Here is a 22758-nt window from a genome sequence, read left to right as displayed (position 1 = left end):
GTGTGAGGGCCCGGCGACAGAAGGTCGCCGGGCCCTGTCGATCGGCGACGGTCGGGCGAAGCCGTTGCCCGCGGTGCTCACGGAGTCCGCCGCGGGAGGCGACCCCGGAAACCCTGCCGGCGATGGTGGGACGGGCCGCTGCCGGGGTGGCCAGCAGGGCGACGATGACGACGGGCTGATCGGAGTACGGGCAGTTCCGGACGGCGGTGGGGCTCAGGGCCTGCTCCTGCCGAGCGGAGAACGCCATCGGCGGGACCCTGCACGCCCTCCGCCCCGCCCACACCAGGACACCGTGCTGCCGCGCCTTCGTCCCTTCCCTCTGACGGCTCCTCGCGCCGCTGCGGCCGGGCCCTTCCGAGGTCCGGTCACAGCCGCGCCCTCACACACGCCGACTGCTTCTCGTCCTGACCGCCCGCTGCCGCCACAGTTCGGCCCTCGTACAGGGCTTTGACCTGCAGGGGGTGCATTCGGGCCGGATAAGGAGGATGGTGAGGAGTACTGGACCGATCTGGGTTACCGCCGGCGTCACACCTTCCCGCCGGCGGCGATGTCGCCTCGAAACCGGGCTTCGACGCCTGGGATCCCGCGGAGGTCAGCGGGAGCACACTGCCGGAGGGCTCTGCTCACGGACCGAGGCGCATTCACGTGATACCCGAGCGACCCCAGAACGACGCGACCCGTACCCGTCTGCACCTCGTCGACGGTGCGCCCGCCTGGCGCCCGTCGTGCGGCGGAGCCCTCGTCCGCTTCGCCCCGTGCGGCCGCTCCGCCACGGTTGTGCTGCTGCTGAGCGGCGACTTCGACGCCGACACCGTCCCGTGCCTGCGCGAAGCCCTCGACGCCGTACGCACTCCGCAGGTCGAGCTGGTTCTGGTGGACCTGGCGGGTGTCAGGTTCGGCGACTCCGCATTCGTCCACGAGCTGGCCGACACCCGGTGCCGTCCGCAGCGGCACATCCTCATGGGCCCCCTCACCCGGCAGGTCGCCTCCCTGCTCGACGTCACCCAAACCCGGCAGACGCTCGGCATCGCCCTCGACGTCGCCTGAACGACGAAGAGAGCCGAAGGCGACGTCCCGATCCCGGTTCGGCTTGAACCAGGCCGCGGACCCGCGGGTGACTCGCGCGGGTGTCAGTCACCTCGCCCTTGCCTTCCCTCCTCACCCGACCGTGTGTGTGACATTCTGCGGTCGTGCTTTTGAGTGATCATGCGAGCAGCGTCGAGCTCCGGCCCCTGCGCTATCAGTTCCCCGCAGCCCCGGGAGACCCGTACGACGACAACTGGCTGGTCATCGGTGGAAAGGTGAGGACTCCCGAGGGCAGTTGGTCGTTCGCTGATCCATGTCTGCTGACCGACGAGGCCCGTGAGGTGGCTGGCTGGCTGCGCGCGGTGGCCGCTGAGACAGTGGCCACGACCGGTCGGGATGCCGAAGGCGAGTTGTCTCCGGACACCTGGTTCGTCGAGCCGGTCCTGGGCTTCAGTCTCGCCGATCGAAGTGAGGGCGTGGCGGTGATTCGCGTTCACCTGTCCTTGGAGGCTGCACCCCCATGGCAGCAGGGTGCTGAGAGCACGGGCATTTACCAGTACGCCGTGGAAGTACGGGCGGATACGGATGCGCTGCTTCACGCCGCTGAACAGTGGGATCTTGCTCTGGCATCCTTCCCGTCCCGCTGATCAGCGTCACGTGACAGCAGGCATGACGAAAGATCCGCCACAGCCGATTTCGAAGAGCGTCATCACTTGCTCCCCGCGCACGTGAGGATGGCCTCCGTGATCTTCCACCTCTCCGAGCAGGCGCACCTATGCTTCCTGCACCTGCCGGTGGAACGGACAGCAGATGTCCAGGGCAGTGCTCTTCTGGGGGTGCTCTGGTGCCTCCCGATCCAGGCCGTCCGTCGGATCGAAGCTCAAACGCTCAGTGGTTGTCTTCTGGTGGGTGGACGGGGCGGGGCAGTGGCTGACGCCAGTCGCCCAGCATCGTGTGGAGGAACCGGCGGGTGAGGGAACGTATGTCGTCCCAGGCCGGGTCTGCGGTCAGAGCGTTTCCCCAGAGGCCGGCGCGGCAGGTCGCGTCGACCTTGCCGAGGCGCCGGTCGATGGCCCGAAGGTTGCGCAGATCCTCGGGCTCGATGGCTTCGTGCTCGGCATGGGCTTCAAAGACGCGGCAGAGCAACTCCGCTTCCTCGACCAGGTCCTTCGTCTCCAGCTCACGCTCGCCCAGCCAGGCGAGTTGGTCCGGGGGGTCGGCGGCCAGGAGAGCCATCATGCGCAGCGTCCAGGTGCGCAGGTGTGTCTCGCCGAGATCGTTCACGCATGCAGGATTGCATCTGGTTCCGAGTGCGGGGCGTCTGGAACCAGCTGGTCTGTGACTACTTCAGGAGCCGGAAGCCGGGCTGCCGAGCCCACGCTCTGAGGAACTCCGCTGAACCGTAGGCGGCAGGCCACGGTTCCGTCATCGTCGCGATGACGCCTGGAAGGGCGGTCACGATCGGGACTTGCTCCTCAAGGAGTTCGGCATGGGCGACGCCGCCGATCACGTCCATGACCGCAGCGGTCAGCAGGGCCGTGACGACGTGGTCGATCGGCTCACAGCGATCAAGAACAAACCGCGCGGTTGCCGGTCCCCTTACAGGCAGGGAGGGCCCCGGCCCCGGTCACCACCCGATCATGCTGGACGATCCGGGGCTCGCCGTTTCTCGGCCTACTGTGCACGAGTTTGTCAGGTGACCTCGTAGCAGGTGGTCCGTACATCGGAGCCTGTGCCGTCCTTCGGCGGCGCCCACCACGCCCAGACGCCGGGACCGCAGACCGCCCAGCTGCGGGCCTGCGTGGCGGCATCGTCCTTGCCGGGGGCGACCTGATGCTGGCCGAGGACGCGGGCGTCGTGGGGGCCGGAGCAGGGGACCTTCACCACCTGGCGGCTGCTGCGTTGTCCGGTGGCGAAGTCGATGCAGCCGCCCTTGCGGACCTCGCCGATGTCCCGCACGGCGTCCGTCGCCTTCAGTACCCGGCCGCTGGTGGCCGGGGAGGGCATGTCGGACCCGTGCCCGCCGAGGGAGAGGTCCATGGTGAGCGTGGTGAAGCCCGCCAGGTCGCCATCCTCGCGGAACGCGTCCTTCACGGTGATCGCGGCGCGCGTGATTCGCCCCTGGGCGTCCACCTCGACGGTGAGTGGGACGGGCGGGCGCAGGCTCGCGCTCGGACCGGGCAGGACGATGTGGGAGTGCAGGTCGGGAGGGAAGAGCAGCGGCAGCGCGCTGTCGGACAGCTCCGCCCGGTAGGCACGGCCGCCCGCCGGCGCCTCGCGGTGCGAGGTCGCTTTCCCGGCGGTCAGCGCTTCCAGGAGGGTGCCTCCGACCGGGGACTCGCTGCCGCGCAGGAACTCCAGGGGATCGTTGTTCGTGAACCTGGCGGAGCCTTTCGAGGTGTCCTCGGGGGCGTAATCGATCCAGTACGGGGAGGAGGCCGCCCGGTAGCGAATCCGCTGACGGTCGACCAGGTAGGTGCCGGAGGTCTCGCCGTCCTCGAGTGCGGGGGTGGAGCCGAGGACGGCGGTGCGCACCTTTCCCGGGGTCTTCGCGGGGAGGACCCAGGCGGCCTCGGTGCGCCCGCGGTCACCGGCGAAGTCCAGACTGCCAGTCATGGTCCGGACGATGCTGCCCCCTGTTCCGGTGAAGGTCAGCTTCTGGGTGAAGCGCGCGGTCCCTGCCTTCTGCGTTTCGCGCACGGCGAGGAAGACCTGCCGGTCTGTCTTCTGCCCGAAGACCGGGTGGGTGGCGGTTGCTGACGGGGGTGGCGGGGCCGCGTCCTGCCCGCCGGCCGAACAGGCGGTCAGCGGCAAGGAGATGGCGGCAAGGGCGGCGGCGGAGCGGACACTTCTCGAGGGCATGTTCCGATGACCGGCGCGCGGGGCGGATGGTTGCCCACCGTGCGGTAACGAAACGATCAACATCGGCTCAGCCTCAAGCTTGTCTCCCCTCTCGCCGTTCATAGCTCCGGGAACGGCGAGATGTGGTCCATCTCTTGCAACAGCTTCCGAGCGGGCGTGGCTTCCTCTGGCCGTACGGAGGAGGCAACGCCCTCGATGACTGACCGGCCTGCGTACACAGCTGACCTTGCTGCCGCCTCCCAGCCGGGTTGCCGCCGGTAGCTCGCGTCGTGCTTGCGGTCCTGCGATGCCGCAGCGGCGGAGTGCCACTGGGCGGCCCGGTAGATGCTTCCCAGCAGGTCCAGCAGCTCGGCCTTGCAGGCCACGTGGGGGGATCCGACCAGTTCAAGCAGGAACGGCACCGTGGGAGCTGTCGCCTCGCCGACGACGAACCCCAGCGCACAGATGGCATCGCCCAGGTCATCGATGGCGATGCGGGCCGTTTCCTCATCCCCGTATGCGATCCGGGACAGCAAAGGGGGGACATTGCTGGCTGCGGCGCCGGTCGCGTCGCGTAGTTCTCTCCAGCGGACCCCGGAAAGGCCCCTCAACAGGCTTCCCACGTTCTGCTCCTCATCAGATCGTCGTGCCGGCCCCGGCGGCGCCTTGAATATGGTGTGGCTATGGATCAGAAACTCATGGGGTTCTCGTCGAGGGCATAGCGGTCGTGTACCGCTCCTCGGCTGCATCCAAGACGGACAGCAGCGCGTCGGTCTGAGCAGGGCCCCCGAAGCCATCGTCCGGTGCCTTCGGTCCATTCCGCTCAGAGCCCGTAGCCGGGCCCCCTGCATCGGTCGCGCAGCAAGCCGCCGTGCCAACGCCTACCGAGCAGGAGCTGGTCGACGGCAAGCAACCCCCGGCGTGGCGCCCAGACGGGACCAGTCATCGCTGTCAGTCACCGCCACCACCGCCTCAGCAGAATCCACCTCCATCCGCACCGCTGACCGTGCCGTGACCGCGGCCGTCCTCGAGGGCTTTACTCATGCGGATCAGGGCGCGCCCGAGGTCGCCAGGTACAGGGCGGGCGTCGGGCGGCCCGCGGCGGGCGGTGCCAGGAACCAGTGCGGGGGCCAGTGAAGCGCGTACGTGGGCACCCGTCCCGCCGAGGCCGCGTCCGCGGCACAGCGTCGTCCGGCTCGGGTGGGCTTTTGCCGCCGGCGGTGCACCAGGCCCAGGGAGACGAGACGGCGAGCGACTACGTCGACCTCGGAGGTCTTGGCGGAGGAACGAGGCGCACTTCGCGACGGGAATGGGGCCGGACCGTTCAGCCTGGCGGACCCGGTCGAGTAGCCGCCGCGGAATCCGCGCTCGTGGATCGCCCGGAACAGAGTCCGGCCGCTCGTGACACCTGCGGCGCACTGCTGCTGTACGTACGGCTTGAAGGCGTCCACCTGCTCGGGGCGCCGGTCGAGGGAGCTGCTGAGGAGGTCGTCGAGGCTGATGTCGCGGTAGCGGTGAATCGTCTTGCGGTCGAGCTGAAGGCGCCGTGCGATGTCGCTGAGCGGGTAGCCCGTGGCGACCATGCGGGTGACTTCGGCATGGTGCTGCAGGACGCGCTGCACGATACGCGTGGGTAATGGTGCGTGCGACCACGACGCACGACGCGAAACCACGGCAGGCGCCCCGACGGCGAAGGAGTGCGGGCCGTCCAGTAGGGCAGCCGAAGGGGGAACCCATGGGAAACCGAGCGAGGAGAACCCGATGGACAGCGCTACCGAGCCAGAGCTTCCCGATCCCGTCCCGGAAGCAACCCACCCCGTCACACCCGACCTGCCCCCGCCGGGCCCCGAAGCACCCGACATCCACAGCACCGAACGCAGACGCCCCCGACCCGAAGGATCCGACGGGAACGGCACCGCCGACGAGCCGCACAAGAACGCCCACGCACCGGACGAGGACCGTCCACCCGCCGGTCCAGGGACGCCGGCACCCCAGGAACAGACCGACTGACTGATCGTTTCAGAGTGTGTGCGGTCGCCGGGTGCATATCGGCTCAAGGCTCCGCAAGCACGGGCCGGACATACCCCACAGCTGACGCCCGGTCCGTGGTCGGCTTCCGCTGCGCCCACTGCTTCCGCGAGCTCGGGGTACGCGAAGGCGTGCCGTCGACCGGCCCTGCACCCACGTACACGCAGGTGCAGGCATCTTCGACAGGCCTGGCGTTACGTGCTGGCGAGCTTGTCGAGGTCGGGGGCGTAGACGGTCATCCAGTGCGGGTTCAGCCGGTAGTAGACGACCTCGCGGTTCCAGTCGAAGGCATCGTCGCCGTAGAAGTCCTTCAAATAGGCAAGGAGTTCCTGCCAACCGGCCGTGGCCTCGGCATCCTCGGGGTTCATCTCCTCCACCGTGCCGTGGGTGAACACTCCGAGGTCCTCGCCGCGCATGTGCGCGACGCTGGCGGCTGGACGGGCGGCGAGATGACGGGCCTTGGCAGCGTTGCGCGCCGTGCCGAAGTGCCACTGGCCATGCAGGAAGTGCCCGTCGACTCCGCTGATCCGCGGTTCGCCCTTCGCGGTCACCGTGGAGAGGGTGAGCGTGCACATGCCGGTGAGGACCCCGGTGAGCTGCGCCGCCGTGATGGTGCGGCCCTCGACGATCGAGCGAAGGTGGGCGGTCGAGCCGGAGAGGGAGGAGCCAAGGAGGGACTGAAGCTTGTCGAGTTCTTCTGGGGTTTCACGCATACGTCCATCCTCGGCCGTAAACCCGACACCTTCTGTCGCCATTGCTGAAGCAGCGGTGAGGTTGCCCCGCGAGGGTTGCGCTCGGTGTGAAACCCGGCGGCAGTGATCCTCACCCGAGCGTGCGGTCCGCGGGCGTCGGGTGGGTACATGCCTCCACGAACCCGACCGCCGGCGACCGGCTGTATCACGCCCGGTGGCTGTACCAGCGGCCCGGAGTCAAGCTCACGGCCACCCCGACGGAAACGAGCCCCGCGCGTTGCGAACGCGGGCTTCATGGAAACGCACGGGAGGTGGGACGGACGGACCGGTCCTCAGCACCGCGCCGACGGTGGTCGAAGACGGTGCGGCGCAGGACATACCGGCCCTGAGGGGGGAGTTCGACGTCGCGGACTACGACGTCCGGGTTGTAGTCGAGCTCCTGTTCCGTCTGATCGAGGCCGGTCGGGCCGCGATGGTCCGGGACGTCCGCACGGGGGCGCGGCGTCACGCCGCACCTCGCGGGGCGAGGACCGGGATCTCCGTGACGTCGTGATAGACGGGCAGGCCCCGGCGGCGTGCGGTGGCGACGTCCTGGTCGGCGCCCGCCGAGTCGCCTGGCAGACGCAGAACGGCGTCGCAGTGGGCCAGCAGGCGTTCGGCGGTCGGGTACAGCACCTCGTCGGCGAGCGGATCGGTGGGGCCGGCGCCGGCCGAGCGCAGTACGGGTAGGGCGATCCACTCCCCGATGACGGGGACGTGTCCGGCGGCGAAGACGGGCCATGCCGCAGCTTCGAGGCGCGCGAGGTTGGCGGCCATCGCCCGCGGGTCGCCGTCGGTGCCGGAGCGGTAAGGGCCGGCGATGAGGATGAGCAAAGGCTTGTCGGTCATGGGCGCCACACTACATGCAGAAACGTGCAAGAACGGAAGAGAACGTGAATGTTGGCTGCTGAACGGCATGACTACCTGCTGGAACTCCTCGGCCGCGAGGGCGAGTTCGTTGCCAAGGACGTCGCCGTGCGTCTGAAGATTTCCGAGGACACCGTGCGGCGGGGCCTGCGCGACCTGGCGGGTGAGGGGCTCTGCCAGCGCGTCTACGGCGGGGCGCTGCCGGTGTCGTCGGCGGTGGCGGACTACCGCACCCGGCAGGCGGTGGCCCCGACGGCAAACGCGGGGTCGCCTCCGGTGGCCGCCCGACTCGTACGGCCCGGCGGCGTCGTGGTCCTCGGCGGAGGCGCCACGGCGCTGGCCGTTGCCCACGCGCTCCCGACGGACCTGGCGTGCACCGTGATCACCCACAGTCCGACGATCGCCGCTGCGCTGCTCGACCACCCCAAGGTCAAGGTCTTCGCGATAGGGGGCCGGCTGTTCAAGCGTTCGCCCTCGCCTTCTCCGAGAAGGTCGGTACGGCCTCCCGATGCCGCGTCCTGTCCTGGGGGAGATCAGCGGCCTGATCACGGACGCCCGCCCCAGGATCCGGCGATCGAGCGCCTCGTGGCGGCGTGGTCGAAGCCCTGCCAGCGGGCTGACCGCCCGCCGCGGCGACGGGGCCGGCCCCACCGTGACGCGCCTGTCCCACGTCTGGGCGCCCCCGCCGTGCCCGCGCGGGCGCCCCGTCGAGCGGTAGCGGCGCGCCCTGCACCGCCGCTACGGTTCGTGGCTTCGTGGCACAGTCCGGGCGCGGCCTCACACTGAGCCGCCCGGAACGACACCTTCAGGGGTCCGGGCCGCGCCGCGTCAGGGAGCGGTTTGCGAAGGCGCCTCCCGCCCGGCCCGGTCGTCGGCGGCAGGGCCGGGCGGAGTCCGTCGGCGGCCACGCCGTCTCGCGCGGGCGGGTCGGCCGAGGACGACCCCGGCCAGGACCAGGGCCAGCCCGCCCCACTGCTGCGGGGTCAGCGACTCCGATGCGATCGCCACGCCCAGCAGTACCCCGGTGACGGGGTTGAGCAGCCCGAGCAGACCCACGGTTCCCGCCGGCAGGTGCCGGAGCCCGGCGAACCAGGCGGTGAAAGCCAGCGCGGTGGCGACCAGCGCGACGTAGGCGAACCCGAGGAGGGCCGACGCGGAGAGCGGAGGGGGCGCCCCCTCCGCGATCGCCGCCGCCGGGAGCAGCAGCAGGCCGCCCGTGGTGAGCTGCCAGGCGGTCGAGGCGAGCACGTCCGCGCCGTCGTTCCACCGCCTGGCCAGGATGTAGCCGAACGACGACACGAGCATGGCGGCGGCCGACACGGCCACACCTCCGGCGTTCACCTCCCGCGCACCGGTGAGCAGCATGAGGCACACCCCGGCGAGACCGACTCCGGCACCGGCCAGGTGGGTGGCGCGGGGCCGTTCGGCGATCAGGAGCCAGGCGACCAGCATCATCGTCAGCGGGGACACCGCCATGACGGTCGAGGCGAGGCTCGTGGGCAGTGTCTGGGAAGCGACGTAGACGAGCACGAAGAACACGCTCACGTTGAGCAGGCCCAGCACGGCGGACCTCCACCACCACGCGCCGCGCGGCCGCTGCCGGCACAGGGCCAGCAGGACCAGGCCGGCGGGCAGTGCCCGATAGGCGGCTCCGTAGAGGGGGTGGCCCGCGGGCAGGAACGCGTGGGTGACGAAGTAGTTGGTTCCCCAGGCGACCGGCGCGATCGCGGTCACCGCAAGCCATCGCATATTACCTTCCATGGAAGCTAATATAGCTTCCATGGAAGGTAATATGGGGGTATGGACGACCGGCACCCTCTGGACCACGTGGCTCGCATCCAGGCCGACTGGCGCCGGGAGCGGCCTGACGTGGACGTCTCCCCGCAGGGGGTGATCGGCCGCCTGCACCGCCTGGCCGGCAGGCTGACCGGGGAGCTCTGTCGCGTCTACGACCGCTACGGCCTGACCGAGGGGGAGTTCGACGTCCTGTGCGCGCTGCGGCGCGCCGGCGAGCCCTACGAACGGGCGCCGAGCGAACTCGCCGCGCACACCATGGTCACCACCGGCGCGATGACGAAACGGATCGACCGCCTGGAGCAGGCCGGGCTCGTCACCCGCCGTCGGTCGGACGGCGACCAGCGGGGCCGGATCGTCGCCCTCACCGAGGCCGTCCGCGACCTGATCGACCAGGCGTTCGGCGATCACATGCGCAACGAGCGCCGACTGCTGGACCTGCTGACGGAGGAGGAGGCCAGGACGCTGGAATCACTGCTCACGACCTGGCTCGCCCGCGTCGACACGCGAGAGTGAGCGCGCCGGCCGCGGAACGCACCGCCGAGACGTCCGCCGTCTCCGTACGGCCTCCCCGCACGCGGGACCGGTGACGCCAACGCCTGAACACCCCGGCGGCGTGAGCCGCTGCTCATCGAGCCCGCGGCCGGCCGACAGGGAACGCTCGCCGGACGCGTACTTTGCGGTCATTTCTGTGATCCCGTATCCGTGTGCCCGGCTCGTTCGGGGGCGTGACGAGGGCCGCCCGGCGGGTCGGGTGGTGGCCGACGGGCGTAAGTCCCCGATCGTGCCGATCGGGGACTTACGCCAAGCGCGCCGGCCGGAGACCGGGGCGGGCCCTTGCGGCGGCCCCGGGGGCGGGTGCTCGTCTACACGGCCGGGTTGAGTTCAGCCTGGCCGAACAGAAGGGCCCAGCCGGCGGGGAGCTGGTGGAGGATGCGGGTGATGAGATCGGTGCCGCCGTGGGCGGTGAGGGCGGCGAAGACGGATCCGGTGTCCCACCGGGCGGTGGCCAGGGAGGCACCGGAGCGGGCGGCGAGGTCCTTGACGAAGGCCCAGCCTCCCACCGGCTGGGGGTCGGGGATCTGCGCGGTCAGGACGCGTGCGGCCTCCAGGGGCAGGCAGGCGGCCAGGTCGACGCGTTCATCGCCGGTCAGCTGCCGTCCCAGCCCCGAGAGGACCAGACGGACGGCTTCGTCCGCTCGTTCGCGGGTGGGATAGGCGCCTTCGTAGCGGACCTTCTCCAGCATCTGCTCGTATGCCGTCGAGTACGACTGCTGGTGCTCAAGCGGTACACGCACGTCGGTGATCACTGCGGTGGATGCCTTTCGTCAAGCCAGGGTCGAGTGGGTGCCGGTGTGCGGCACCGATGGTCAGGTGGGCTGGGGGCGGCCGAAGAGGAGGTCGTATCCCGCGGGGAGCTGGAGCAGGATCTGCCCCAGCAGGTCCTCGCCCGCGGTGTCGGCGACCGTGGACAGGACGGCGCTGACGTCCCAGGTCGCGGTCCGCTCGGTGGCGCCCTCGATCCAGGCCGCGGTCGCCCGGACGAACCGCTCCGGAGGCAGCGGTTCGGCACTCTGCAGCGGGTTGAGCAGGATCAGGGCGAAGCCCTCCGGCAGGCGGGCCGCGAGCTGGGCGCGGACCTCGCCGACCAGGTGCGCACCCAGCAGTGCGAGGACCACACGGGCCGCGCGTTCGGCCTCGTCCACAGTGCCGTATTCGCCGCGTTCCCTGACGTGGTCGAGGAACGCTTCGCGTCGCAGAGTCATCTCGGCCGCCACCCCTTTCTGGTTCTTCGGATGCCCGTAGGGGTGCGGAGGGCGGGATGGAGGGGGGAGATCGGGTGCCCGCCCTCCGCACCGGTCCGGCCGGTGTCAGCCGGAGATCTCCTTGCGTCCGGTCCCGACGCCGATGGAGATCTTGCGGGGCTTCGCGCGCTCGGCGATCGGGATGCGCAGGGTGAGCACGCCCGCTTCGTAGTCGGCCTTGATGCGCTCGGTGTCGAGCGTGTCGGCGAGCACGATCTGGCGGGAGAAGGCGCCCAGCGGCCGCTCGGACAGTTCCATCTGCACGTCGTCGGCCTTCGCCACCGGCCGGCGTTCGGCCTTGACGGTGAGCATGTTCCGTTCGACGTCGATGTCGATCGCGTCCGCGGTGACACCGGGAAGGTCGAAGGCCACCACGTACTCGTCGCCCTCGCGGTAGGCGTCCATCGGCATCGCCGACGGCCTCGACCAGGTGCCCGGGCCCATCAGCTGCTGCGTCAGCCGGTCCAGCTCACGGAAGGGGTCAGTGCGCATCAACATCGTGAAAACACCTCCAGAAGGTTCAGGCAGTAACTGCCAATGCGCCTCACTGAGACCGTTGTAACATGTCATCCAATGGATGACAAACCTGATGTCGTCGACCCGATGACAAGATGAGGGAGGTGCCCGTGACCCCGTCCGACCAGCCGTTCTCGCCCAGCGCCGACGCCCACAGCCCGGCGTCGTTCCTCGCCGCCGCGGCGGCACTTCACGCCATTGACGAGGCCCTGCGCACCGCCTGGCAGGAAACTCCCGACGGGCCCGACGCGGGACCGGGGCCGGAGCAGGCCCTGGCCTCGCTGTCGCTGCTGCGGCAGGTCCGCGAGCAGCTCGCCGGATGGGAGACCGGCCTGATCGAAACCGCCCGGGACGCGGGCGCCAGCTGGGCCGATCTCGCCCCGCCTCTGGGTGTCGCCAGCCGTCAGGCCGCCGAGCGCCGCTACCTGCGCGGCCGCCCCGGCCCGGCCGGGACCACCGGCGAACAGCGCGTGACGGCCACCCGCCAGGCTCGTGCAGCCGACCGCACGACCGCCGCCCGGGCCCGCCGCAACGCGGCCGACCTGCGCCGTCTCGCCGGGCAGATCACCGCCCTCACCGACCTGCCCGCCTCCGCCCGCCGCCCGCTCGGTGAGCTCCACGCAGCTCTCGCCCACGATGATCCCGCCGACCTCATCGGCCCCCTGACCGCCGCCCGCCCCCACCTGGCCGCCGCCCACCCCGATCTCGCCGCCCAGCTGGACAACCTCACGGCCCCGTAGCGCGCGAGAAGCAGGCGACGCCGGCGTTCGACGGAACGGAGGTACGGGGCCATCCCCGCGCGAGCGAGGAGCAGCGGCTGGGCTGGGGATGACGATCTGGGAGTCGGGGCCACCCCCACGCGAGCGGGGATGGCCCCGCCCCGATGGCGATGTGAGCGGGTGGTGGGGTGGGGTGGCAGTGGAGGGGCGTCGGCAGGAGCGTGATGCGGATGTCCCGGCCCCCGCGCCGCGGAAGCGGTCGAGTGCGTCGGCGAGGGCCTTGATCTCCCGCCGGAGCCGCTCGTCGAGCTTCTCGGCCTGGCGCTGCTTCTCCCGCGCCCGGGCCGGCTCCGACTCCGCGGTCGCCTTCTGCTCCTCCGCCCGCCCAATCCTCTTCTGAGCCGCCTCCAACTCACCCCCGGCCACCCGGGTGGTAAGCCGGTCACGCTCACCACTCAGCTGTCGCAGGCGGTCCTCAAGGGTGTTCACCATGCCCAGCAGCACCCACACCACCCGCGCCGAGTTCTCCGCCCCTGCCGCAGCTCTCCCTCCTGCTCCAGCGCCCGCGTCAGCTACTCGTACACCTGGACCTGACCCGCCTGCACCTGAGCCAGATTCACGGCCGCGCCCTGCGCCGGCACGACGGGCCTGGCCGCGCTGCGGGGAGGGCGTTCGGCGTCACGCGGCAGCCGCCGCACAGCCTCCGCTTCCCGACGCTCGCGCAGCACCGGAGGCACCGTCGACCTGCTGGTCGACGGCGAACTGGTGGCGGGCATCGCTGCGGCATGGCACCGGGGTGGCCGCACTGGCAGGTGCACTTCGCCGTCACCGACGCCGACCCGGCGACCGTACGCCAAGCCGTCGGGAGGCCCTTGACGGCTGGAGGAGACCCCGTGCGGCCGGGTGGCCCAGCTCGCCGATCCGTGGGGCGGGCGGTTCTCCGCCATCGAGGGGCTGACGCAGGCGCGGCCGCTCACAGCCTTGACACGATCGCGCGGGCCAGCGTTTCGAGGTGGTCGCGGATCTGACTGGAGTGCTGGTCGGGGATTCCCGGGGTAAGGGGATCAAAGGCGTAGTTGACGGCGAAGTTGACCGAGCCCTTGCGCACGTACAGATGGCCACCGATCGAGGCTTCGTCGTACAGCGCCACGTCGCCCACTCCGGCCACCGGTAGAGTGCCGGGCTTGGTCTGCCGGCTGACCTCGAAGGGCAGCAGGGCGATGAAGACGATGCGGCCCTTGGCAGCGGCGTTCACGTAGGTGCACTGCGCGCTGCCGGGCAGGACACCGTCGTCCCGCCTTCCCTTTGTCGGCTGGCCGAGGACCGCCCCGACCTCCTTCTCGGTCGCCAAAGCACAGACGTCCGGCACCGGCTTCGTGGGTGCGGCATGCGCGGAGTCGCCGGAGCTGGTTGCGCATCCACTCTGTGTGAACAGGAGCACCAGGCCCAGAACTCCCGGTAAGAAGCTGAACCGTGCCGGCCTTCGGGAACGCGTCATGTCCGGCCCCCTCTCGTCGAGTCGGTCGTCTGGGTGTCGTCCGCCCGAGGCGCACCGGGCGCAGCAGGGCGTTGCAGACATCTATGTGACGATGCGTCATCTCGTGGTGGCAGCCAGCCTAGTGCGGCCTTCATGAAGATCTCTATGATTTACGGTTCATTCCAACTACCCGTAACGGTGCGCAAGAGCCGGTCGGCGCTCCCACCGGGCTCAGCCCCGCTGGCCCTCGAAGGGGAGGGCGTCCAGGCAGTTACGGTCGCGGCCTGGTGAACAGTCCGTGAGATAGCCGGTTACGTCGATGGTTTGGACGAGGACGCCTCGGATCAGGCCTTCCCGTGCCTCGGGCTCGACTGCGTCGAGTGCGTTGGCGAAGTCTGCGGCTGTGTCGTTGTCGAAGGGGCCGGTGTCCCAGGTGCCCATGCTGATCTCCTTGCGTACGGTCGCCCGGATCCTCGCATCAGAGACTGACAGCACGACTACGGGCGAGCAGGACCCGTTTACGGACAAGGCCGAAGCCTGCGAGGCGGCCTTCCACGACTCCGGAGTTTCGGAGGCAGCGTCAGGCTGGCGATGGCGGCGTCGCGGTCGCGGTCGATGCCGGCCGCGAGGGTGTGGAGGCTGGGTAGATCGTCCTGGCGGACGGCGTCGAGTCACTGGGGGGAGTCGTTCCTCCTGCCGCTCGGTGAGCATGCGGGCGAAGAGCCGGACGTGACCGTGGCCTGACCGGCGCCCTGCTCCCCGTAGGCGCGGGGATGGGCCCCGAGTCGGCCAGGACGGCAACCCGCCCCCGATCTGTTTCCTGCGCTCGCGCGTGGAGATCAGGGCGCCGTCGGCGATGAGCACGGTGCCCTTGGCGAACCACTTGCAGGGCTGGAGTGCGAGCAGGGGGCCGAGGTGCTGATGACTCGGTCGGTCGTCGCCTTCGAGACGTCGAGCAGCAGAGTGATTTGCCGCAACGTCAGATTGGTGCGCCAGTAGGCCGTGACCAGCAACACCCGATCCTCCAGCGGCAGACTCCACGGTTGGCCTCGGTGGACGCCGTCTGCTCCCTCACTCCGCAGCGTGTTCAGCAGTTTGCCCGAACGGCGCGGGTTCAGCCCCGCGAACGGGGTAATCCACGACGGCTCCGATGCCGTGATCCCACTCGCCACATCGTGATCATCACGTAGACCGGCCCAATGCCGAGACAACCCCACCGTTACGCTGATCGGGGCAGTCCACAGTACGCAAGACCGGGGGGAACCGTGAACCGACCACTGCTGTTCCTCGACGTGGACGGGCCGCTCAACCCTTACGCGGCCAAGCCGGAGAGGCGCCCCGAGGGCTACACCACACTCCGAGTCCCTCGGAACGACGTCCCTCAGGACGACAGAGGCTTCTCGCCCCGTCGACCCCTGCGAGTCTGGCTCAACCCAGAGCACGGCCCCATCCTGCTCCAGCTCGGCTTCGAGCTGTGCTGGGCCACCACATGGATGGACGACGCCAACCGATGGATCGCACCGGTCCTCGGCCTTCCGGAACTTCCCTTCGTCGACTTCGGCGACCTCCTGCTCCAAGAACGCCCTGATGGAGTCCACTGGAAGACCGGGCCGCTGGTGGACTACGCAGGCGGCCGACCTTTCGCCTGGGTGGACGATGAGCAGAGCGGGCTGGATCAGGCCTACGTGACCGCCCATCACCAGGGTGCCGGGCTCCTGCACCACGTCAACCCGCGGATCGGCCTACGGGAGAACGACTTCCACACACTCGCCGACTTCGCCCTGTCCCTGGGCGCCTCACGACCCCCCGGCTGAGCACCTTGCCGGCTCTTCAGGCTGCTCCGCACTCGGATCCAAGATCATTGTGGGACACCTCCTTGGGTTTGCTTCGGACTCGGCGAGACCTTCGACTGCTCTCCGCCCGCGTGGGGATGGCCCGCTCCCAGACATGCGAGCTGTACGGTGCCGAGGCATGCTCCCTGCCCGGTCGGGGTCATCACTGCCTACTCCTACGGTTGCGGGTGCTGACATGGATTCTTCTGAGGGGACGGCCCGTTATCTGGAGGAGTTCCGTTCTGAGGTGGTGGACGGGCTGCGGCAGGAGCTCGATGCGCGCGGGGCGTGTTTGAGGGATCTGGTGTTCGCCGAGTCCGAGGAGGGGGTGTGGGCTACGGCGGTCGTCGGTCTGCCGGGCGAAGAGGCCCCGTGGGTGCGACGCCGGTTGATCGTGCCGGCGTCGGGGCCGGACAAAGACGCGTGGCTCGCGGGTGCCGTCTTCGCGTCGGCGATGGTTGAGGAACTGGATGCTCCGTCCGGGCCGGCGTGAGGTGAGGCAAGAGCGGCACGGTCCGGGCTCGGCCCCGAGCAGCGTGCGGTGCTTGCCGCGCCTGCGGTGACGGCCTCCCGGACCAGCGACGTGGCCGCGTTCTCCGAGGTCTGCTTCCCGCGGCCGGTGGGATGGACCTTGGCTGGCCCTGCGGAAGAGCGAGTCCAGCACCTACTCGCCCTACACGCGGAGATGGTCCCGTCAGCAACGAACTGCGGGGCGCGATCCTGATCTGCTCCCCGTGCGCGTGGGGTTGGACCCCTCTCCATGCCGTGGGCGCCGCCTGCACGGTCCTGCGCATCTCAATGTGGACGCTGACCTGCCCCTCCCGCCCTGCTCCCCGTACGCGCGGGGATGGACCCTGTCCCTGGGGTGAGGAATTGCGAAGGCTCGTGGGTGGGGCGGTCGGCTGGTGGCAGGTGAGGGGGGGCTTGTGTCTCCAGTAGGGGGAGACGTGAAGGTGGAGGGCATGGACGGTGACACGCTTTATTCGATCGGTGAGCTTGCTAAGCGGACCGGTCTTACAGTTAAGACTGTTCGGTTTTACTCCGATCGTGGAATTGTGGTGCCGACGGGCCGTAGCCCGGCCGGCTACCGGCTTTACAGCATCGACGCGGTCGCACGTTTGGACCTTGTGCGGACCCTGCGTGAGCTGGGACTGGACCTTCCCACGATCCGCAGGGTCGTGGACCGTGAGCTCTCGCTCCCCGAGGTCGCCGCGGCGCACGCTGAAGCGCTGGCAGTGCAGATCCGTGTCCTGGGACTGCGGCGTGCGGTGCTGACGGCGGTGGCTGAGCGCGGGTCCACACCTGAGGAGACGGAACTGATGCACCGGCTGGCCCAGCTTTCCGAGGAGGAACGCCGACGTCTGATCGGCGATTTCCTCGACGCTGCCTTCGGCGGCCTTGACGCCGCTCCCGCGTTCGCGGGGGTCATGCGCTCGATGACCCCCGAACTGCCCGACAACCCGGAGGCGGAGCAGGTCCAGGCGTGGGTGGAGCTGGCCGAAATGTCCCTGGACCCGGATTTCCGCGCCGTCGTGCGGCGGATGGCCGAGGACCAGGCGGCCGAGGAGGCCCGAAGCGACACGATGGGCCCGCGCCGTGACATCGCCGCATCCCTCCGTGACCAGGTCGGCCCGGCCCTGGCCGCCGGCATCGACCCGGCCTCACCCCAGGCCGATCCGATCGTCGCGGCGTTCACGGCGCACTACGCGCACCTCCTCGGCCGCCCCGACGACGTCGAGCTTCGCCGCCGGCTGGCGACTCGGCTCGAGAGCGTGAATGACCCCCGCAGGGAGCGATACCTCCAGCTCCTCGCAGTGGTCAACGGCTGGTCGGCGCCGGAGAGCCTGGCCCCGGTGTTCGACTGGTCCGTCCAGGCTCTGCGTCTGCGGACACAACAATGACGGGGAGAAGGCGACTGTTCCCCGCTCGCACGGGGATGGTCCTCAGGACCCGGAGATCTGCGCCGTCGAAATCTTCTGCTTTCCACGCTCGCGGGGATGAACCTGTTCACCGGCCGATTCCGCCTGCTGCTCTCCACAGCCGGGGCCCCTGCGGGCGTTGTGGGTGGTGAGTGCGGCAGAGGTCATCGTGGTCGCTCGCCGCCGAGCTCACCATGCCTGGGATCACACTCCTTGGCGCTCACCGTGGGTTGTCTCCAGACCCAGAGGAGCGTTTTATCTGTCTCGGTGATCGCGGCTCGGATTGCGGCCACTGACCAGCCTGCCGGGTAGCCGGTCACCTTGATGCCGGAGTCGTCGGGGGCGTGCACCGAGAGTCGGTGCGGTGGAGGAGTAGTGCATCGCGGGAGGCGAGGCCGAAGCATCGGGCGCGGGCCGGGCTCGAGAGTACGCCGAGGCCGGAGGTACGGTATGGGTGGTGGGCATCGGTGGTGAGGGGGGGCGTGGTGGGTGGCGCGGTTCGTGCGCATGCTGAGCGCTATGCGGCGGCCCGTGGGGGCAGGGATCCGTTCACGGACTGCAGGATCCCGGCGGGTGGCGCCGTGGTCTGGGCTGCGGACGAGGACTGGCACATGGAGCATTCGATCACCGCGATGACCGAGGCGATGCGCTTGTGCATGGCGCGTTTCGACGTGGAATGGCCCGACCTCAGCATCGACGCGGCGCGCGACGAGCTCGCATACTGGATCCAACCGAACCCCCCGGCCCAAGGGTCCGTGCCCGGCTCGGAGGAGTGGCCCGCCCCCACCGGCCCATACGCCCAATCCTGGCACCGACTCTTTCAGGAAGCGGACCGGGACGACGTGTTGCTGGCCGCGGCCAGGGCCGAGGAGGTCCTCGACCTACTATCCACCAGTGCCACCTGCCACCACCCGGAGTCCCCGACGCTCTTCGGCTGTGTCCTCACAGAGCTCCGCCCGTCCGGCAGCCCGGCGTTCTTCGGCGTAGTCGTCGATATGTGCCGCAACCGGACCACCTGACCAGACAGCCATCCCTTCCGGCCACTCCACCGCCTTGCGGCGAAGGAGCGCTTGTCACCGTTCCCAGTGGATGGCCCCTGCTCGTGGTCGGAGACGCGCCCGGGGAGCTACCTGCTCCCTGGGCCCGCAGGGAGGAAACCGCCTTGGGGGAACCAAGCGACCCACCACCCGCTGAACCAGTTCTGCGCCCCTGTACGGGCGCGCCCCGCATGATGGCGACGGGTTCTGCTTTCGGAGCCGTTCAATTGACCGTTGAGCAGTTCGCGGAAGTCGAAGACGCCATCCGCCGGCGGCAGCATCTCGCTGGCGCCGTTACCGCCTGGCCTCGCCCCATCCCGCTCGAACGGGCAGAGCGTCCGGTGGCGGATGCTCAGGTCAGGGGATGAGCGGGAAGGCGTCGGCGGTGTGGTCGATGACGTTGCCGTTGCTGCAGTTGTTCTTGTGGTTGCCGGTCCAGTCGCTCAGGGCGTGGACGACGGCGAGTTCCTGGAGACAGACGTCGGCGGCGGTGAAGTTCCAGTTGTTCGCGGCGTTGACGCCGCTGCCGAAGTTGCTGTCGTTGTCGGCGAAGGCGGGTGTGGCGGCGGCCAGCGCCGCGGTGGCCAGCAGGCCGCAGGTGATGATCTTTCGCATGGCTGGTGAACGCGACCGTGTCCCGAAGGTCACGCCCGGGTCCCCGAATGATGAGAAAGGTCAGGTCGGCGGCCTGGTCCGGATGGTCGAAGAGGCTTCGCTCGTGCGGAGGCGAGGGAACGTTTCCGTCCTTCCGTCCCCGCCGCAGGCCCGGGAGGCTCCATTCCGCCCCGGCTCTTCCCGGGGAAGCCGTGCTCTCCCCGGAGGTGGCCCCCGTGGTCCTCGTCATCGTCGTTGCCGTAATCGCGCTGCTCGCCGGCCTTGCCGCGAACCGCTGGCTGAGGCCCAGACTGGTCAACGCCGACGACGACGAGGGCATGGCGGTCAAGGACCTGGTGGGCCCGCTGCTGACGATGACCGTCCTGCTGCTCTCCTTCGTCCTGGTCACCGCCAACGGCTCCTACGGCAAGGCCGAGGTCGCCGCCCGTGGCGAGGCCCGCGCACTGGACCAGCTCGTGGAGACCGCCGAGTACGCCCCCGTACTGCAGCGGGGGAAGATCCAGGCGGACGCGGTCTGTTACGCCAGGGCGGTGCGGGTTCAGGAGTGGCCCGCCATGTCGGACGGCAACGGCTCGCCGGCACCGAGCGTGTGGTCGACCTCGTTCAGGGAGACCTTCGAGACGCTGGAAGGCAAGCCGTCCTTCGGGATGCTGGTGGCCGCCGACAACAAGCGCTCCGACGAACGCGAGGAGCGCCTCACCCAGGCGACCTCCAGCATTCCCTCCACCATCTTCTGGTTCCTGCTCGCCACCCTCGTCATCACGGTCGCGGCCCTCGGGATCTGCCTCCCCCGCAGGAACAACCGCGGCCAGATCATCACCCTCGTCGTGATCACCGCTCTGCTGACCACGGCCCTGGTCATCATCCGTGACGTCGACCGACCCTTCGGCGGCATCATCAACATCGAACCCACCGCCATCGCCGAGGCCGAGCGCCAGGCCCAGCGCGACTTCACCGCCAACCACCCGGCAGCCGAACTGCCCTGCGACGCCGACGGCAACCGGCGAAGCGCCTGAACAACCGACTCCGGCACCGAAGCCGTTCGCCGGGACCCGGACGGTCACTTCCCTGGGCGGGAGAAGCGGCCCTGGGGCATACAGCGGGAACCGTCACGCCCCTCGGCCCGGCCCGGCCCGACGCCCGACCGGCTCCCGACCGACCGATGGGCGAGGGCCGCCGCCGGCCCCGCCGCCGCAGGGGAGCGGACCGCCGTCTCCGACCGCGCGCCCGTGCCGCGCTCCGGCGGCCGCCCGCTCGGGGGCGGCCCAGCGGATCCCGGTGCCGGCCGGCACGCCGCGTGCCGCCAGTACGGGTGGCAAGTCGTTCAACTCTTCCCCCCCCGGGCACTGCACATCAGACGAAGTGGTCACGCATGTTCGTGATCGATCGCAAGGATCTGTGGTGAAGATCCGCTCTGCCCTGCTCGGTACCCTGCTCACCGCGACCCTCGTCCCCGTCATCGCCGCCAGCCCGGCACACGCAGCGGCCTGGGCCCCTGCGCCCAGGCCGCTGCCCCCGTCAACGCCGACGGCACCCTGGCGCCAAGGGAAAGAACGTCACCGCCAGCTCCAGCCCGGCCAACGGTTTCTACTGCGTCGCCCTGGACACCTCGATTGACCCCGCCGAGTGCTGCCCCCATTCGCGGGGATGGCCCCACGAGCGGCTCGTCCCCGCAGTGGGGCCGGTGCTGCCCCCAGGCTTGCGGGGATGTTTTTGGGTTGGTGGGTGCTGGTTCTTCCGGGATGCTTGGTCGGTGCGTGTGAACTTTGACGGGGCTACTCCGGCGCCGAGAATGCTGCTGGTCAGTGAGTTCCTGTTCGGTGCCGACTTTCAGGTCGTCCTGGACGGACCGTTGCTCCTCCAGGCGGGTGACCGCGTCTCGTACGAGGGTTGTGCCGTCGTGGTGACTCGTCCGGCCGGAGAACGGCGTAGACATCCGGTCCGGGACAGTCACTGGATCTGCCGCTGATCGTTTCGACCCCACCTTCCCCGAGCCGGCCGCCAATCGCTGTTCCCCGCTCGCACGGGGATGGACCCGACTACAAGGCCCGCACGATCGACGTCCTCACCTGTTCTCCCGCGCCCGCGGGGATGGGGCCTGGTTCAGGTCGGTCATCGGTGGTGTCCGTTTGGCGGGCGTCGGATCGCTCTTCGCTGTCTTGGCTTCGTGGAGAGTGTTCATCGGCCTGGTCGCCGTGACGTCCGGGGCTGTGTGGTGGCAGGCCGGCAGTCCGCGGTGAGCTCGGTCGCACAGCCGTCGGTGCACTCTTCCGCTTCCGTTGCCGACAGGCTCAGGGGCATCACGTGGGAGTGTGCGCACAGGGCCTCCACTCTGTTCCGGGAAATGTTCGGCCAGGCGCCTGTCTCGCGTAGTGGGAAGGATCGAGCAGCTCGGACCCGGTGCAGAGCACGATGGCCGGTTGGCGCAGGATGTGGCCATGGAGAGCGCGGTCGAGGAGATCAAGGTCTGGTTCCGTTTCGTTCCCCGGGAGGGGTGGCTTCCGCAGGACACCGAGGGTCTGTGGGCGACGAGGCTTGACGTCGACACGGCTCGCGTGCGGAACGCTCCCTTCCTTCAGGACGGAGTGTCCGAAGGTGACGTCGTGCGGTTCCAGACCGACTCCGACGGCCTTCACTGGGCTGCCGAGCGGATCAGCGCTTCTGGCAACTGCGCGATTCGCGTGGTGGCTGTCCCCACAGGCCCCCTGGGGTGCAGCCCTCAGGCGGTGCATCAGCGCCTCGCGGCATTCGGACTCGGTGGCGAGGTTTTCAGTGATGACTTCCCCATGGTGGCCTTCACCGTGCCGTCCGGCGCGGACTTCGCCGGGATCAAGGCCCTGCTGGCTCAAGGGCAGGAGGCAGGTTGGTGGCATTTCGAGGTCGGCTGCGGCACGGACGAGTGGTGGAACGCCTGAGCTGGCCGGTCACCCTCATGGCAGCTGATCGTGCAACCGCTGCTCGGGAAGTCGGTGATGGCGGGGGAAAGGCGAATTCTTCGGCGATGAGCTCGCGCTTCTGGAGGCAGGGGTAGAACTGCCCGATCATGCGGTCCCTCCCGCAAGGCGGCGATCAGCCTGGATGTCGTCTGTTCCCCGCCCCCCCTGATTGGTCTCGGTCTCGTCGAGCTCGTACTGCTCCCCGTATGCGCGGGGGATGAGCCCGAGATCGGCTGTGTCGGCCTGTGGTGGATCAACTGCATCTCGCGCGTGCGGGGTTGGTCGGGTCCAGCATTCTTGCTCGTGGTGACCCGACGGAGACGTGCTCTCTGTGCCCCTGTGGGGGCGGTCCCTCGCAGGTCGTCGAGGCGGCCGGGGCATTGACGTGCTGCCTGTGTCCCGCGTCGGAGCGGGGCGGCCACGCGTCCGTCCCGATCGGGTCCGGGCGGGTAGGGCGTACGCCTCCCGCGAGCACTGCGGCTGCCTGCGGCGCCGCAGGATCCGCTGCGCCATCCCGGGCAGGGCCGACCAGGCACGCGACCGGCGGCCAGAGCTTGGCTCCCGCGGTGGCCGGCCACCGCCTTTCGCCCCGGCCGACTACCGCGAGCGCCACGC

Annotated in this window: 25 protein-coding genes and 3 pseudogenes; 11 read left to right on the top strand and 17 right to left on the bottom strand. The window is 69.7% G+C overall.

All coding sequences use genetic code 11. The annotated features are described in order from the left end of the window. Positions 1-247 (bottom strand): hypothetical protein (locus tag IE321_RS42445; protein ID WP_229916678.1); only part of this gene is annotated, 247 nt, incomplete at its 3' end. A 398-nt stretch (positions 248-645) separates the two neighbouring features. On the opposite strand from IE321_RS42445, the gene IE321_RS34860 reads away from it, so the two are divergent. Both IE321_RS34860 and IE321_RS34855 read left to right on the top strand, forming a co-directional pair. Beyond that, a complete protein-coding gene (locus IE321_RS34860; RefSeq protein WP_043229646.1) occupies positions 646-1047 on the top strand; it encodes an STAS domain-containing protein in 402 nt (133 codons plus the stop codon). 143 nt (positions 1048-1190) lie between these two features. After that, positions 1191-1673, top strand: a complete 483-nt coding sequence (locus tag IE321_RS34855) for a WapI family immunity protein (protein WP_190225847.1) — start codon at positions 1191-1193, stop codon at positions 1671-1673. 241 nt (positions 1674-1914) lie between these two features. On the opposite strand, the gene IE321_RS34850 is transcribed toward IE321_RS34855, so the two are convergent. From IE321_RS34850 to IE321_RS34820, 8 genes and pseudogenes are all read right to left on the bottom strand, one after another. Continuing rightward, positions 1915-2310 carry a hypothetical protein gene (locus IE321_RS34850; RefSeq protein WP_190225846.1) on the bottom strand — a complete coding sequence of 132 codons (396 nt, stop codon included), beginning with the start codon at positions 2308-2310 and terminating at the stop codon, positions 1915-1917. A gap of 58 nt (positions 2311-2368) precedes the next feature. Beyond that, on the bottom strand, positions 2369-2581 hold the full coding sequence (locus tag IE321_RS34845; RefSeq protein WP_268257445.1) for a DUF6368 family protein: 213 nt from the start codon (positions 2579-2581) through the stop codon (positions 2369-2371). 137 nt (positions 2582-2718) lie between these two features. Next, positions 2719-3888 carry a hypothetical protein gene (locus IE321_RS34840; protein ID WP_190225844.1) on the bottom strand — a complete coding sequence of 390 codons (1170 nt, stop codon included), beginning with the start codon at positions 3886-3888 and terminating at the stop codon, positions 2719-2721. Between the two features lie 98 nt (positions 3889-3986). After that, entirely contained in the window at positions 3987-4490 is a 504-nt protein-coding gene (locus tag IE321_RS34835; RefSeq protein ID WP_190225843.1) for a hypothetical protein, read from the bottom strand. Positions 4491-4916: 426 nt separating this feature from the next. Continuing rightward, the gene (locus IE321_RS34830; protein ID WP_190225842.1) at positions 4917-5489 is read right to left on the bottom strand and encodes a hypothetical protein; all 573 of its coding nucleotides are present in this window, start codon (positions 5487-5489) and stop codon (positions 4917-4919) included. A gap of 600 nt (positions 5490-6089) precedes the next feature. Beyond that, on the bottom strand, positions 6090-6608 hold the full coding sequence (locus IE321_RS34825) for a pyridoxamine 5'-phosphate oxidase family protein (RefSeq protein WP_190225841.1): 519 nt from the start codon (positions 6606-6608) through the stop codon (positions 6090-6092). A gap of 319 nt (positions 6609-6927) precedes the next feature. After that, a pseudogene (locus tag IE321_RS42440) lies at positions 6928-7095 on the bottom strand (NUDIX domain-containing protein); the annotation flags it as partial. Continuing rightward, positions 7092-7475, bottom strand: a complete 384-nt coding sequence (locus IE321_RS34820) for a DUF4406 domain-containing protein (protein ID WP_190225840.1) — start codon at positions 7473-7475, stop codon at positions 7092-7094. The gene IE321_RS34820 and the pseudogene IE321_RS42440, both read right to left, overlap by 4 nt. A gap of 48 nt (positions 7476-7523) precedes the next feature. Between IE321_RS34820 and IE321_RS34815 the strand changes: the two are divergent. Then, positions 7524-7964, top strand: a pseudogene (locus tag IE321_RS34815) (DeoR family transcriptional regulator); the annotation flags it as partial. Positions 7965-8321: 357 nt separating this feature from the next. Here the strand turns inward: IE321_RS34815 and IE321_RS34810 are convergent. Further along, a complete protein-coding gene (locus IE321_RS34810; RefSeq protein ID WP_190225839.1) occupies positions 8322-9242 on the bottom strand; it encodes a DMT family transporter in 921 nt (306 codons plus the stop codon). 51 nt (positions 9243-9293) lie between these two features. On the opposite strand from IE321_RS34810, the gene IE321_RS34805 reads away from it, so the two are divergent. Then, positions 9294-9803 (top strand): MarR family winged helix-turn-helix transcriptional regulator, encoded by a 510-nt coding sequence (locus tag IE321_RS34805; protein WP_190225838.1) that lies wholly within the window; start codon positions 9294-9296, stop codon positions 9801-9803. Positions 9804-10153: 350 nt separating this feature from the next. On the opposite strand, the gene IE321_RS34800 is transcribed toward IE321_RS34805, so the two are convergent. From IE321_RS34800 to IE321_RS34790, 3 genes are all read right to left on the bottom strand, one after another. Further along, on the bottom strand, positions 10154-10597 hold the full coding sequence (locus IE321_RS34800) for a DUF2267 domain-containing protein (RefSeq protein WP_190225837.1): 444 nt from the start codon (positions 10595-10597) through the stop codon (positions 10154-10156). A gap of 60 nt (positions 10598-10657) precedes the next feature. After that, entirely contained in the window at positions 10658-11053 is a 396-nt protein-coding gene (locus IE321_RS34795) for a DUF2267 domain-containing protein (protein ID WP_190225836.1), read from the bottom strand. A 105-nt stretch (positions 11054-11158) separates the two neighbouring features. Then, positions 11159-11590: an Hsp20/alpha crystallin family protein gene (locus tag IE321_RS34790; protein ID WP_190225835.1), complete on the bottom strand. Its 432-nt coding sequence runs from the start codon at positions 11588-11590 to the stop codon at positions 11159-11161. Positions 11591-11718: 128 nt separating this feature from the next. Here IE321_RS34790 and IE321_RS34785 point away from each other — a divergent pair, with 128 nt between their 5' ends. After that, on the top strand, positions 11719-12348 hold the full coding sequence (locus IE321_RS34785) for a type III effector protein (protein WP_190225834.1): 630 nt from the start codon (positions 11719-11721) through the stop codon (positions 12346-12348). Between the two features lie 952 nt (positions 12349-13300). On the opposite strand, the gene IE321_RS34780 is transcribed toward IE321_RS34785, so the two are convergent. The 3 genes and pseudogenes from IE321_RS34780 to IE321_RS34770 all read right to left on the bottom strand — a co-directional run. After that, the gene (locus tag IE321_RS34780; RefSeq protein ID WP_190225833.1) at positions 13301-13678 is read right to left on the bottom strand and encodes a hypothetical protein; all 378 of its coding nucleotides are present in this window, start codon (positions 13676-13678) and stop codon (positions 13301-13303) included. A gap of 357 nt (positions 13679-14035) precedes the next feature. Beyond that, on the bottom strand, positions 14036-14245 hold the full coding sequence (locus IE321_RS34775; protein ID WP_373316656.1) for a DUF4259 domain-containing protein: 210 nt from the start codon (positions 14243-14245) through the stop codon (positions 14036-14038). Positions 14246-14629: 384 nt separating this feature from the next. Further along, positions 14630-14976, bottom strand: a pseudogene (locus tag IE321_RS34770) (helix-turn-helix domain-containing protein); the annotation flags it as partial. 93 nt (positions 14977-15069) lie between these two features. On the opposite strand from IE321_RS34770, the gene IE321_RS34765 reads away from it, so the two are divergent. From IE321_RS34765 to IE321_RS34750, 4 genes are all read left to right on the top strand, one after another. After that, complete coding sequence (locus IE321_RS34765) at positions 15070-15618, top strand: hypothetical protein (protein ID WP_190225832.1); 549 nt, start codon at positions 15070-15072, stop codon at positions 15616-15618. A gap of 214 nt (positions 15619-15832) precedes the next feature. Further along, complete coding sequence (locus tag IE321_RS34760) at positions 15833-16129, top strand: hypothetical protein (protein WP_190225831.1); 297 nt, start codon at positions 15833-15835, stop codon at positions 16127-16129. Positions 16130-16598: 469 nt separating this feature from the next. Beyond that, positions 16599-17537 (top strand): MerR family transcriptional regulator, encoded by a 939-nt coding sequence (locus IE321_RS34755; RefSeq protein WP_190225830.1) that lies wholly within the window; start codon positions 16599-16601, stop codon positions 17535-17537. A 629-nt stretch (positions 17538-18166) separates the two neighbouring features. Beyond that, positions 18167-18574, top strand: coding sequence for a hypothetical protein (locus IE321_RS34750; RefSeq protein WP_190225829.1), 408 nt, complete (start codon positions 18167-18169; stop codon positions 18572-18574). 375 nt (positions 18575-18949) lie between these two features. Here the strand turns inward: IE321_RS34750 and IE321_RS34745 are convergent, their stop codons facing one another. Beyond that, positions 18950-19207 carry a hypothetical protein gene (locus tag IE321_RS34745; RefSeq protein WP_190225828.1) on the bottom strand — a complete coding sequence of 86 codons (258 nt, stop codon included), beginning with the start codon at positions 19205-19207 and terminating at the stop codon, positions 18950-18952. 215 nt (positions 19208-19422) lie between these two features. Between IE321_RS34745 and IE321_RS34740 the strand changes: the two genes are divergently transcribed. Together IE321_RS34740 and IE321_RS34735 are read left to right on the top strand one after the other, a co-directional pair. Then, complete coding sequence (locus IE321_RS34740) at positions 19423-20223, top strand: bestrophin-like domain (protein ID WP_190225827.1); 801 nt, start codon at positions 19423-19425, stop codon at positions 20221-20223. 1422 nt (positions 20224-21645) lie between these two features. Then, positions 21646-22122 (top strand): DUF4265 domain-containing protein, encoded by a 477-nt coding sequence (locus tag IE321_RS34735; RefSeq protein WP_190225826.1) that lies wholly within the window; start codon positions 21646-21648, stop codon positions 22120-22122. The last annotated feature ends 636 nt before the right edge of the window (positions 22123-22758 follow it).

Source organism: Streptomyces hydrogenans (assembly GCF_014656075.1).
Taxonomy (GTDB): Bacteria; Actinomycetota; Actinomycetes; order Streptomycetales; family Streptomycetaceae; genus Streptomyces; species Streptomyces hydrogenans.
This window is presented reverse-complemented; position numbering and strand designations above follow the sequence as displayed.